Source organism: Paenibacillus sp. FSL R5-0623, assembly GCF_037974265.1.
Classification (GTDB): Bacteria; Bacillota; Bacilli; order Paenibacillales; family Paenibacillaceae; genus Paenibacillus.
Genome location: NZ_CP150233.1, coordinates 2,173,163 through 2,185,223 on the forward strand (window position 1 = coordinate 2,173,163; position 12,061 = coordinate 2,185,223).

Sequence of the window (12,061 nt, forward strand, 5' to 3'; positions counted from 1 at the left end):
TATGCTCATTACGTTTTATAAGTAAAGAATTCCATAGAAAGGAGAGAACACCACACTTATGTATAAGGAAATTAATCAACAGTTGGCAGTGCTCAAGGAAAAGGGGAGAATTTACGAGAAATGGACCAAGCGTCTGGAGAAGCTTCAAACGGAGGAAAGCGAATGGGATGCAAAGGTAAAACGTCGTCTGGAGCATCTCCAGAAGGAGCAGAAGGACGTTGATCGACTGAACAGTATGACATTGTCAGCATTTTTCTACCAATTGATTGGCAAGAAGACAGAACGTCTGGAGAAGGAAGAGCTGGAACTCATGGAGAGCAAGGCTGCATACGACACCGCTTGTCGCATGTTACAAGATGTACAGGAGCAACGAATTCATGTGGAGCAGGAGTTGGAGGGCGGGCGGCAGTATCAGTACTGGCAAAGCGATTACAACGCTCTGTGGGGGAAGAAGGAAGGTCGACTGCTGGACCAGGATACGGAATTGCAACAGATGGCTGAGAATCGGGAACATCTGGCGAGCGAGCTACAGGAACTGGATGAAGCTTTCCGGGAGGGGGAGTATCTGGTTGATGCTCTTGAACGTGCGGAGAAGGCCTTGGCTTCGGCAGGTAATTGGGGTGTATATGACATGATGGGCGGTGGGGTCATCTCCACGCATATCAAGCGAGGACGAATGGATGACGCTCAGGTCGCCATCATGGATGCAGGTAAGCGTCTACGACGTTTCCAGAAGGAATTGGAGGATGTAGAGATGGCAGTGCACGCGGATCTGCATCTGGGAGGTCTGCTTTCATTCGCAGACTATTTCTTCGATAACCTCTTCGTAGATTGGATGGTTCAGGACAAAATTCGCAAAGCCGAACGTCAGGTGAAGGATGGACTGAGCGCGGTTCAGAAAACCATGCATGTGTTAAGAAATGAAATGCGTGACCATAAGGCAGAGTTAGAGATATTGGATCGTAAATATCATGCATATGTGGAACAGGCAGATTAAGAGATATGACAACAAAGACCCCTTCCAAGCACACCGAATAGCTGTGCTTGGAAGGGGCCTTCTGCTTAGACGAACATGTGGATGTTATCCATAATAATTTCGTCGATCAATGATTCTGTTTACTTGGTTGTAATGTAGGCTGCGAGCAATCGTGCCGTATTCAGGACAGCATCCTTATGTGTACGCTCCATGGAATGAGATGCGTGAACCCCCGGGCCAATCAGTGCTGCTCGGATATTGTTTCCTCCGCGTAATGCTGCACTGCCATCTGAGCCATAGTGGGGATAAATGTCCACGACGTAATCCATCCCATCTTGTTTGGCCAGTTCAATGAGACGACTGGTCATATCGTAGTCATACGGGCCAGAAGAATCTTTGGCACATATGGAAACGTCAGTTTCTTTACAGCTCAGGTCATCACCCATGGCTCCCATGTCTACAGCGATCATTTCACTGATTTCTGCAGGAATATACGATGCGCCATGTCCAACTTCTTCATAGTTCGAGATGAGCAGAGAGACGTTATGTAATGGTTTCCAGCCTTCACGATGTGCAGACTCAAGGATGCCGAAGAGGGCAGCCACGCTGGCTTTGTCGTCCAGATGACGTGATTTGATATAACCACTCGGCGTGATGACTGCGCGAGCATCAAAGGAGATAAAGTCGCCGACAGAGATCCCGAGTTTCAACACATCTTCCTTGGAGGAGACAACTTCATCGATTCGGACCTCCATATGGTTCTCAGTCCGTTCAAAGGTACGTGCATCCGGATAGACGTGGACAGACGGATGAAGGGAAAGAATGGTGCCTGTGTATGTCTTTCCATCCCGAGTATGGATGCTGCAATATTCGTTTTCGATACTTTGCATCGAAAATCCACCGACAGAGGTAAGCTTCAATGTGCCATAGGATGTAACCGAGCGCACCATGGCCCCTAGCGTATCCACGTGAGCGCTTAAAGCAATTGTCTTGGACGAATCCTGTCCGGGCAATGTAAGCACCGCACCGCCCTTGTTATTCAGCTCACAGGCGATGCCCAGTGCTGCTGCTTCCTTCCGGATCATCTCGATAATATGATGTGTGTAACCACTTGGACTTGGTGTGTCCAGCAATTTTTTCAGAAAAGACAGAACGTATGATTCATCAATTGTAAAACTCATTGTGTAATTTCCTCCTCGGATCGTGGGTATGGTGTGAAACAAAATACAGCCTGTCTGGGGGAGAGAATGTGATACTACCATTCCTGACTCGCCAGCAGGCTGTCTCTGATTGGTTACAGTGTTCCCGTAGGGTTTCCTTTGCGCTGACTCTGGATCGAATCATTCTCCAATAGGCTGTTGGGTTCATTTGAGTCAAGCGAATCCATCGTTTTGAAAGAATCGAGTGAAGATTGGCTTGTCGCGGAACTTTCCAATTCAGATACACGCAATTTCAGTTGTTTATTTTCACGTTGCAGTCTGTATTGGCGATAAATGCCATATGACCCTACAATAATTCCACCGATCAGGGTACAGCCGAGAATGAGCAAAATCAGCGGGATTTGTACCGTGTTAAATAACAGGTTGACTTGTACGGAATCCACATTAATGACCGCAAAGATTCCCGTGAGCAGTGCAAAAACAAGACCTGCTATGAGTGCCCATTGCATTTTCATGGTGTTGCCTCCTTGTTGAACAATTGAGAACTAGATATGCATTACCCAATATTCGGGTATGTTGCATCTTGCAATGATGATAAAATCCCCTGCCCAAACGGGCAAGGGATGCAGGTCACATGGAAAGACAACCTTATTTGGTTAGCTGCTCCATCTGTTCAATCAATTCCTTGAACACACTCATAGCTTCACGAATTGGCTGTGGTGTAGACATATCCACACCTGCTTTTTTCAAAATGTTGATGGAGTAATCACTGCCACCGCTCTTCAGGAAGCCAAGATATCGGTCAACAGCCGGTTGACCTTCTTCCAGGATTTGCTTGGAAAAGCTTGTTGCTGCGGAGAAGCCTGTAGCATATTTGTAAACGTAGAAGCTGTTATAGAAGTGGGGAATACGAGCCCATTCCATTTCAATTTCTTTGTCGACAGCCATGCCTTTTCCGTGATATTTAACATTCAGATCATAATAGATCTCGGATAACAATTGTGGTGTTAATGCGTCACCTTGTTCCGCACGTTCATGAATGATTTTCTCGAATTCAGCAAACATGGTCTGACGGAATACCGTTGTACGGAATTGGTCGGCATAATAGGTCAACAGATACAATTTTTCCTTTGGATCTGTTGATTTGTTAAGCAGATAATCCATCAGCAACGCTTCGTTGGTTGTGGATGCAACCTCAGCCAGGAAGATGGTGTACTGTGCATCACGATACGGAAGTGTTGTATCCGAGTAATGTGAATGAAGAGCGTGACCCATTTCATGTGCAAGTGTGAACATGCTGTTCAGGTTATCTTTGTGATTCAACAAGACATACGGGTGAGTGCCGTAAGCGCCCCAGGCATATGCGCCTGAACGTTTATTCTCATTCTCATATATATCGATCCAGCGGTTATCATATCCAGTCTGCAATGCATCTGCGTAGTCCTTGCCGAGTGGTTTCAGACCGTCTTTGACCGTTTGTTTCGCTTCCTCGTAGGTAATATCCATTTTGTACTCGTCTACGAGTGGAGCGAACAGATCGTACATGTGCAATTGATCCACACCAAGCAACTTTTGGCGTAAGTCCATATAACGATGCAATAACGGAAGGCTCTCATGAATGGTGTCTACCAGATTGGTATACACATCCGTTGGGATGTTATCTCCATATAGGGACATTTCCATCACGGAAGGGTACTTCCGAACATTAGCATAAAACATATTTTTGGTTACATTTGCATTCAGGGCAGCCGCAATTGTGTTCTTCTGTTTAGCATACGTTTCGTATACCGCTTTGAAGGCACGTTCGCGAACTTCACGGTTAGGGTTCTCCAGGAACTGAATGTAGCTACCGTGTGTCAGCTCAACTTCGTTACCATGTTCATCCTTGATTCTTGGGAACTTGAGGTCAGCGTTATTCAGCATGCTGAAGATTGTCTGTGGGGCTTGTGAAAGGTTGCCTACCTGTGCAAGCAAAGCCTCTTCTGCTTGGCTAAGAACGTGGGCTTTTTCCCGTTTCATCTCTTCCAGCGTAAATGTATAAGCAGAGAGTTTTTCGTTCGCAATAAATGCATCCAACTGGTCATCTGGCAGGGAAAGAATCTCCGGTGTGACAAAAGAAAGTGCTTCACCAACCCGTACGCCTAATTTCTGGGCTTTTTGGGACAGGTTTTGATATGTAGGATTCGCTGTGTCTTCATCTTGATGCATACGTGCGTACACAAAGAGGCGTTCTATTTTGAGGCTGATCTCATCTTCAAATTCGAAGCAAGATTTGAGTACATCGGGTTGATTCAGTTTGCCTTGGAATTCGGAGGCCTTCTTGGTCAAAGACGATACTTCTTCATATTCCTGATCCCAGGCTTTCTGATCGGCAAATAAATCTTCCAGTTTCCAGCTATGCTCAGCAGGCACCTCGGAACGTTTCAATAATTGACTCATGGAAATCCTCCTTTGATGATCTGATGAATGTATGGACGAAGCTGCCTTCGTCGCACTCGCGTGTGCGGAGAGAGACGAAGGAATCAGACTAAGTACCAGGATAACAGATAGCGATTTCTGGTATTTCAACGGCCTTCCTCCTTACGATACGAATAATCTCGTATAGTATGACCTTAGGCACGTTGAAATATTTGAATATCTGGGTCCCCGTTATTAGGTTCCCATGTTATACAGAAAATAAACGATCAGGAAAAAGGCAAAACAAATGAGCAGTGTAGCAATAAGCGCCATTCCCCGTCTCAGTCGATCTGGGATGGAATTCCGTCCCAGAATAAGCACAATACCAAGGGAGAAGGCAAGGATAATAAAAATGACGACATTGCTTGAGTCAAGCTGCATGGGTTAGACCCCTTTGAAGGCAGCCATCAATTGACGCCATTCATCCTCACGGTTCTCAAAATCTGCTTTTGGGAAACGGCGTTCAGCCCAGTGCATTAATGCAGGACGGCTAAGGAAAGTATGGCACTCTTCGCCCCACTCTTCCGAAATTTCTCGCAGTACGAGATATTTGCCTTGAACTTCTACGGTCATCATATTCCACTTGTCTGTTTTGTATATTTCATGTTTTTTTATCATAGGTAGTCTCCAAACTAACGGTTTTGGTAAAATGATACCGTACCCTACGATTCAAAGCAAATTTTTTCGACATTTATGGAAAGATAAATTGCAAAATGGAAGCCCATACAGTATAATAAGGGTATTCGCCATAGATGGCGATATTTTTAGGAGGTTTTTCATTTGAAAGGTACAGTTAAATGGTTTAACGCAGAAAAAGGCTATGGCTTTATTTCAGTTGAAGGCGGCGAGGACGTATTCGTACATTTCTCCGCAATCCAAGGAGACGGCTTCAAAACATTGGAAGAAGGTCAAGCGGTAGAATTCGAAATTACTGATGGAAACCGTGGTCCTCAAGCAGCTAACGTAAACAAACTGTAAGAATTTTTCCGGTCAACGGACTTCTTATATATGATAAATTTATAGCTGAATATTAGAACCTAAGCACAGTCCCCGATGGGAGGCTGTGCTTTTTTTGATTCTAAAATATTCAGTTGAATATGGTGTATGTTCCCCTGGTGTTCAGGAGACACGATTGCTCATGCTGGACCATAACTTCAATCCGAAACCGATTAGTGCAGCCAGGGAGAAAGCCATAGCGGTGAGATAGAAGGTTTGTCTGCCTGCATGTTCCAGCAGCAGTCCGCCCAACGTTCCACTAAGAAGTCCCGAAGCACTGGACCAGACAATGGTGAACAAAGCCATACCCGTTGCTCTGTAGCCGTCCGGAACTAGGCGAATGATGTAGCGGACCGCCGTAACGTAGAAAATACCAAAGGTAACACTATGCATCGTCTGAATCGCAACGACAGCTGCTGGTGTATCGGATATGGACATAAGAAGCAAACGAACCGTATACATCAGTGCAGCAAAAGCGATTAGCGGCAGTTCTTTATAACGGTTTCCATACTTGCTGAGCAGTAGAAATATGGGGATTTCACTTACGGAAGAGATCAGCAAAGACCAGCCGATCAGCCCCTCGCTGGCACCCAGATCTTTTAGCGTGATGGTAAGAAAAGCTTCGTTCATGCGATGTCCCATGGCAAGCAAAAATACACAACCGAAAAAGGTGAGCACATCTCTGCGTTTCAGAATAGCCCATAACCCCGATAGGTCCATTTTGCTACTACTCCCCGAAGGCTGATCTTTTAATTGAAAACTGATCAATAATGTAGTGGCAGCAAGACCGACGCAAAGCCATATCGTCCATCCTGGACCGAAAGATCCAAGGAAATACCCGATACTTAATGCAAAGAAGGCATAACCGATCGATCCGAAGACTCGAATGGAAGTGAAATTTCGACCATACTTGCTTGCGGTTGTAATAGCCATCGTATCGGAGAGTGGATAGACCGGATAATAGAAAAAGTAAAACAGGGTTACGAGTACAAATACCTGACCGAAAGTTGTCGCGTTGGCAAGCATGATCCCTGTGATCAATTGACCACCAAGCAGAATGATCATTACTTTGCGTACCGTTTGGTAGCGGTCGCTGGCCATGCTCCAGAACATATTGGAGAACACAGAGATGAGGGGGCCAATTCCGTAGAGATATCCAATCTCAGCCCGACTGAAGCCCAGATGACTGAAGTAAAGCTGGAAGTAGGATACCACCAGAACGGTGGAACCAAAGATGGTGAACATGAGAGCCCGCAGCCAGTTCTGATCCGGGCGGGCGTTGTGATTTAATTTCATGATGAGAGACTCCAATCCTGATAACAATTCAATGATTTTATTACCCTTTCAGGGATGTTGATTTACGGGCTTTCGGTACGGACATCGTAGGTTCTTGCTTCGTGCGCCGGATGACAAGCCAGACAATGATGAGTTCAGCGAGCAGGCCAAGGGATTGAGCTACAGCGCCAATCATGCCGTTCCACGCAGGGAAGATACTAACCAGTATAAGCAGCACAATTACCGTGCAGATTGCATTCGCCGTTTGCGAACGAAACATCGTTTTTGTCTGACCGCGAAGCAGAATGAGGCCATTGCTGAAATCCAGAAAAGGGAAGATCAGCGGAAATAAGACGAACGCACGCAGTGTCCACAGACTTTGTTGCAACAGTTCGCCCTGAACGCTCATGACATTTTCGAGTACCCATGGTCCCAAGGGGGTATAGGCAATCGACACCATCATCGCAAACGGAATAAATCCGGTGACAAGTGCGAATTTCCGCACCAGTTTGGCGTCCACAAGGTAGAAATTCAGCACGATCTGATGGATGTATGTAAAGAAGCTTAGCATCAACTGCATCAGACTGCTTGCTATGGCAAAGGACGAAATGGCTAGTGCGATCCCGGTCGTTTTGCCAAGTACGATGTTAATAACCGGTCCTATGAACAGCGCTACAAAGCTGGATAACAGCAGCGGCTTATAAAAACGAAATACGTCTCCCTTGCTCTCGACGGGATGATCCTCAAGCTTGGCTGGCATCTTGCGCTTGATGCTGTTTCCCTCCAGAAAGCTGACGAGCGCTTCAATCATCATGCCAGTAGCAAAAATGATAGCGCCTACACGTCCACTGTCAATGCTGTCTGTGTATATGAAATAGAGGGATAGGCCGTACATGCCGGCTAAACGGAATACCATCCCGATGGTTAACCACTTGGTGCGGTTATTCGTAATGATGATCCCCTGATAGATGTTGCGGATCACTGAAAAGATACTCACATACATGAGAATTTCATATACGTCGATGACTTTGGTCAGCAGATCCGGACTTACACCAAACAAGTATTTGAACACCCCGGTACCAACGGGAGAGTATACGATGAGAAACCCAATGAGAAGCACACAGGCAAGAAATATTTTGGTCACAAACGTGAGGGCCTGAAAGGAAAGGCGATCGCGAACCAGTGCGGAACAGGTTTGCCGCAGCAGGGTGGAGGGGCGTTCCGTGAGGGTTAATAAGCTACCGGCGATGGCATAGCTGGCAATAACCGTCTCGGGATGAGCGGAACGTGCTAATGTGCTGTTTATGATGACGTGAGAAATGGTGACGAGAGAGGCGGAAATGCCAAGTGGCACAAAAAAAGAAAATAACCGTCTCCACGAAAGTGATTCACTTGACGACATGTCAACGACTCCTTTGATGGATGAAATATGGATAGTATATCACAAAGCTTTGAACGCCGATGCGATTTTTTATGCGGAATATGCGGCAGATCATTTGTACAATTAAGGGGATCATATTATAATAGGAATGGTTAAAAATCGCTCTAATACGTATTCAACCAAGTGGAGGCACATTTATTTTGAGCCAATCAAATCGAAAACGTCATCAATATCCGCGTGGACCGCTGGCATTGATGAGAGGGGTGTACAAATACACCATTCCGGAAACACGGAAGGCACTGAATGGATGGCGTGCTCAAGCTGAGGCGATTCCGAATGAGGAATTGCGTACACAGGCACTTGCCAGTCTGAAGGATAAACAGTTTCACTGTGAAGGCGGAACCGTCTACGCTTTAGCTGATTTGCCCAACAGGCACATTCTGATTCCGCTGATCGTTTCATATCAAACTATTAGTGATTATTTGGACAATCTGTGCGACCGCAGCACCTCGATGGACCCGGATGACTTTCGTCTTCTCCATCAATCCATGCTTGATGCGGTAGATCCCGAAGCAATTCCCGTCAATTATTATGCCCTCCGTGAGGAGCAGGATGACGGCGGGTATCTGCGGAATCTGGTGACCACATGTCAGGAACTGACCCGTCAGTTACCAGGCTATACGTCCGCCAAGCCCCAAATTCAGGATCTGGCAGGCCTATACACGGACCTGCAGGTATATAAGCATATCAAGCCGGAACTGAGAGAAACGGCACTGCTCGAATGGTGGTCGGAGCATCGTCATCGCACACCTCAGTTTCGTTGGAACGAATTCGCTGCTGCAACTGGCTCTACACTGGGCGTTTTCATGCTGTTTCTGGCTGCGAGTGACGATCAGTTGACTGAAGAGCAAGCGGCCTCGATCCACACGGCCTATTTCCCACATGTATGCGCATTGCACATTATGCTCGATTATTTAATTGATCAGGATGAGGACCGCATCGGGGGAGATCTCAACTTCTGCAATTATTATGAGAATGTGGAGACAATGCTGGACCGAATTGCTTTTATTGTGGAGATGGCACGCAGTGATGTACAGAAGATTCCGGGAAGTTCCTTTCACCGGATGATCATCGAAGGACTGATTGCCATTTACCTGTCTGATCCCAAAGTCAGCGAACAACAGGAAGTTCGCGTCGTATCCAAACGTCTGCTGAAAAATAGCCCGATCACAAGAATATTTTTCTTCATTTTCAGTCGCTGGATACGGAAAAATATGTAAGTCAGGTGTGATATTGCGGAGCCTGAAGTGAAACTAGAGGAGGAAGAAACATCATGACAGCAGTAAAGAAAATCGCAGTATTAACGAGCGGTGGTGATTCACAGGGGATGAACGCGGCTGTTCGTGCGGTTGTTCGCAGCGGACTGTTTTACGGTCTCGAAGTATATGGAGTTCAACGTGGATACCAGGGTCTCTTGAATAACGACATTTTCCCAATGGATTTGCGCAGTGTAGGGGATATTATCCAACGTGGGGGAACGGTTCTTCAATCGGCACGATGCAAGGAGTTCTACACCGCTGAAGGTCAGCAAAAAGGTGCGGACATTCTGCGTGCACGTGGCATTGACGGTCTGGTTGTTATCGGTGGAGATGGTTCATACAACGGAGCGAATAAACTGAGCAAACTCGGTATTAACACCATGGGTCTGCCAGGAACGATTGATAACGACGTTTCGTTTACTGATCATACCATCGGATTCGATACAGCTGTAAGTGTAGTGGTGGATGCCGTAAACAAATTGCGTGACACGATGTCTTCACACGAACGTTCTTCCATCGTTGAAGTTATGGGCCGCCACTGTGGAGATATCGCTCTGCATGCCGGACTTGCCTCAGGTGCTGAGACGATTCTTGTACCGGAAGTTCCGTTTGACATGGACGAAGTGGCTGATCGTATGAAAGCTAACTTTGCACATGGCAAACGTCACAGTATTATCATCGTTGCTGAAGGCGTGGGCAAGGGTGAAGATGTAGCAAAAGAACTGATGGAACGTTGCCCAACGTATGAGCCACGTGTAACCGTTCTGGGTCACATTCAGCGTGGGGGTACGCCAACACCTTTCGACCGTAACCTGGCAAGCCGTCTGGGCGACTTCGCTGTTCGCAGTCTGATTGCAGGCGAGACAGACAAAGGTTGTGGCATTATCAAGGGTGAACTTACCCTGACAGATATTGATAAAGTGGTTAACACAAAAAAAGATTTCGATATGGAAACGTACCAGCTTGCACAACGTTTGTCCCAATAATTCGATTCAAAAACAAAGAGCACAATTCCGTATTGACGAGGATTGTGCTCTTTTTGTTGTTTTCCAAAGTAAGTGCGTGTTCTGATGTTACGCGTTACGGAGTGCTGCTTGTTTTTGTACCCGAAAGAGTCTCCAGAGAAGCGCTGTTGCTCCTACAGCAAGGCCGGCAATAAGGCCGATCCAATATCCAAAGGCGCCGAGTGAAGTATAGGTAGCTGTTAGGTAACCTACAGGCAGACCAATGATCCAATACGCTACAAACGTAATGATCAATGCCGGATTAACATCTTTGTAGCCACGTAGTGCTCCTTGGGTTGGTGTGGCAATTGCATCCGAGATCTGAAAGAAGATGGCGTAGATAAGGAAATGCTGCGTAAGTGCAATGACCTCTCGATCGTTTGAATACACGCCTGCAATCTGTTCGCCGAACACAATCAACACAATGGCTGTCAGCAGTGATAGCCCAATGGCCCCACCTATTCCGAGCAGGCTGTATTGTTTGGCGTCTCTCAGACGCCCGGCACCTGCCTCGAAGCCCACAAGGATCGTAAGAGCCATACATATGCTCACAGGTAACATGTAGAGCGTAGAAGCGAAATTCAGCGCCGATTGGTGAGCAGCAATTGTTGTGGTATCGAAACGGCTCATCATTAAAGTCACAGTAGCAAAGATGGACGTTTCGAAAAAAGTCGCAAATCCGATGGGTACCCCGATTTTGAGTAACTCTTTCCACTTGGCCAAGGAAACACGCGTCCACTGACGGAAAATGCCGTATTGGGCAAATGGTTCGACCCGATGGACAAAAAAGAGACTAATAAGAAAGATCAGCCAGTATGTACATGCTGTAGCCACACCGGCACCAACACCGCCCAATTGGGGGAAACCCCAGCGGCCGAATATCAGCAGATAATTCAGTAAGATGTTAACGGGCAGGGAGACCAACGTAATGAACATCGTAGTCCGTGTCTGACCAAGTGCATCCATGAAGCTGCGCAGCACCGTATATCCGAAGAGTGGGATAATGCCAAAAGCAAGTGCGCACAGAAAATAGAAGGCGACTTGGGCAACCCGAGGTTCCAAAGGCATTCCGTTCAGTATAGGGCCAAGTAACAACGCCCCGGCTCCGATCACGACGAGACTGACAGCAATTCCAAGATATAGCGCCTGGATGACGTTATACCCGATCTGATCATTACGTTTGGAACCTAACAGATGGGAAACGACAGGTGTAATACCGATTAGAATCCCGCTTAGTCCAGTTTGAACGGGCATCCATAGACTTGTGCCAATCGCAACTCCTGCAAGGTCGGCCGGAGAAAACTTGCCTGACATATTGGTGTCAAAGAACGACATGGCAGAGAGGGCGATTTGAGTGGTGAAGATGGGCAAAAATATAATCAGGAATTGCTTCACTTTTTGGGAAAAACTTGTTGTGTTCATGTTCACTGGCAGTGCCTCGCTATTCTAAAGAGATGTCATCCAAGTGTCATGTCTGGACAGCTATACATTGT

At 46.6% G+C, this 12,061-nt stretch carries 12 protein-coding genes; 4 read left to right on the plus strand and 8 right to left on the minus strand.

All coding sequences use genetic code 11. The features are described from left to right. Positions 1 to 58: 58 nt before the first annotated feature. On the plus strand, positions 59 to 997 hold the full coding sequence (locus MKY92_RS10030) for a hypothetical protein (RefSeq protein WP_339300499.1): 939 nt from the start codon (positions 59 to 61) through the stop codon (positions 995 to 997). A gap of 119 nt (positions 998 to 1,116) precedes the next feature. Here the strand turns inward: MKY92_RS10030 and MKY92_RS10035 are convergent, their stop codons facing one another. The 5 genes from MKY92_RS10035 to MKY92_RS10055 form a co-directional block, all read right to left on the minus strand. Further along, positions 1,117 to 2,157: a M42 family metallopeptidase gene (locus MKY92_RS10035; RefSeq protein WP_339300500.1), complete on the minus strand. Its 1,041-nt coding sequence runs from the start codon at positions 2,155 to 2,157 to the stop codon at positions 1,117 to 1,119. A 113-nt stretch (positions 2,158 to 2,270) separates the two neighbouring features. After that, a complete protein-coding gene (locus MKY92_RS10040; protein ID WP_105598114.1) occupies positions 2,271 to 2,651 on the minus strand; it encodes a lipopolysaccharide assembly protein LapA domain-containing protein in 381 nt (126 codons plus the stop codon). A 133-nt stretch (positions 2,652 to 2,784) separates the two neighbouring features. Further along, entirely contained in the window at positions 2,785 to 4,575 is a 1,791-nt protein-coding gene (gene pepF / locus MKY92_RS10045; RefSeq protein WP_339300501.1) for an oligoendopeptidase F, read from the minus strand. A gap of 213 nt (positions 4,576 to 4,788) precedes the next feature. Then, complete coding sequence (locus tag MKY92_RS10050; RefSeq protein ID WP_047842378.1) at positions 4,789 to 4,974, minus strand: hypothetical protein; 186 nt, start codon at positions 4,972 to 4,974, stop codon at positions 4,789 to 4,791. Positions 4,975 to 4,977: 3 nt separating this feature from the next. Then, positions 4,978 to 5,211, minus strand: coding sequence for a hypothetical protein (locus MKY92_RS10055; protein WP_017689395.1), 234 nt, complete (start codon positions 5,209 to 5,211; stop codon positions 4,978 to 4,980). 162 nt (positions 5,212 to 5,373) lie between these two features. Here MKY92_RS10055 and MKY92_RS10060 point away from each other — a divergent pair, with 162 nt between their 5' ends. Next, a complete protein-coding gene (locus MKY92_RS10060; RefSeq protein ID WP_017689394.1) occupies positions 5,374 to 5,571 on the plus strand; it encodes a cold shock domain-containing protein in 198 nt (65 codons plus the stop codon). Positions 5,572 to 5,712: 141 nt separating this feature from the next. Here the strand turns inward: MKY92_RS10060 and MKY92_RS10065 are convergent, their stop codons facing one another. Together MKY92_RS10065 and MKY92_RS10070 are read right to left on the minus strand one after the other, a co-directional pair. Beyond that, a complete protein-coding gene (locus MKY92_RS10065; protein ID WP_339300502.1) occupies positions 5,713 to 6,885 on the minus strand; it encodes an MFS transporter in 1,173 nt (390 codons plus the stop codon). Between the two features lie 40 nt (positions 6,886 to 6,925). Continuing rightward, positions 6,926 to 8,266 carry a multi antimicrobial extrusion protein MatE gene (locus MKY92_RS10070; RefSeq protein ID WP_339300504.1) on the minus strand — a complete coding sequence of 447 codons (1,341 nt, stop codon included), beginning with the start codon at positions 8,264 to 8,266 and terminating at the stop codon, positions 6,926 to 6,928. A gap of 179 nt (positions 8,267 to 8,445) precedes the next feature. Here MKY92_RS10070 and MKY92_RS10075 point away from each other — a divergent pair, with 179 nt between their 5' ends. Together MKY92_RS10075 and pfkA are read left to right on the plus strand one after the other, a co-directional pair. Then, the gene (locus tag MKY92_RS10075; RefSeq protein WP_017689390.1) at positions 8,446 to 9,525 is read left to right on the plus strand and encodes a tetraprenyl-beta-curcumene synthase family protein; all 1,080 of its coding nucleotides are present in this window, start codon (positions 8,446 to 8,448) and stop codon (positions 9,523 to 9,525) included. Between the two features lie 53 nt (positions 9,526 to 9,578). Beyond that, positions 9,579 to 10,550: a 6-phosphofructokinase gene (gene pfkA, locus MKY92_RS10080; protein ID WP_339300505.1), complete on the plus strand. Its 972-nt coding sequence runs from the start codon at positions 9,579 to 9,581 to the stop codon at positions 10,548 to 10,550. 87 nt (positions 10,551 to 10,637) lie between these two features. On the opposite strand, the gene MKY92_RS10085 is transcribed toward pfkA, so the two are convergent. Next, entirely contained in the window at positions 10,638 to 11,990 is a 1,353-nt protein-coding gene (locus MKY92_RS10085; RefSeq protein ID WP_339300506.1) for an MATE family efflux transporter, read from the minus strand. Positions 11,991 to 12,061: the final 71 nt, after the last annotated feature.

Excerpts from the sequence above, each read along its gene's own strand:
- MKY92_RS10030 (WP_339300499.1), top strand. The coding sequence starts at position 59 with ATGTATAAGGAAATTAATCAACAGTTGGCAGTGCTCAAGGAAAAGGGG.
- MKY92_RS10035 (WP_339300500.1), bottom strand. The coding sequence starts at position 2,157 with ATGAGTTTTACAATTGATGAATCATACGTTCTGTCTTTTCTGAAAAAA.
- MKY92_RS10040 (WP_105598114.1), bottom strand. The coding sequence starts at position 2,651 with ATGAAAATGCAATGGGCACTCATAGCAGGTCTTGTTTTTGCACTGCTC.
- pepF (WP_339300501.1), bottom strand. The coding sequence starts at position 4,575 with ATGAGTCAATTATTGAAACGTTCCGAGGTGCCTGCTGAGCATAGCTGG.
- MKY92_RS10050 (WP_047842378.1), bottom strand. The coding sequence starts at position 4,974 with ATGCAGCTTGACTCAAGCAATGTCGTCATTTTTATTATCCTTGCCTTC.
- MKY92_RS10055 (WP_017689395.1), bottom strand. The coding sequence starts at position 5,211 with ATGATAAAAAAACATGAAATATACAAAACAGACAAGTGGAATATGATG.
- MKY92_RS10065 (WP_339300502.1), bottom strand. The coding sequence starts at position 6,885 with ATGAAATTAAATCACAACGCCCGCCCGGATCAGAACTGGCTGCGGGCT.
- MKY92_RS10070 (WP_339300504.1), bottom strand. The coding sequence starts at position 8,266 with ATGTCGTCAAGTGAATCACTTTCGTGGAGACGGTTATTTTCTTTTTTT.
- pfkA (WP_339300505.1), top strand. The coding sequence starts at position 9,579 with ATGACAGCAGTAAAGAAAATCGCAGTATTAACGAGCGGTGGTGATTCA.
- MKY92_RS10085 (WP_339300506.1), bottom strand. The coding sequence starts at position 11,990 with ATGAACACAACAAGTTTTTCCCAAAAAGTGAAGCAATTCCTGATTATA.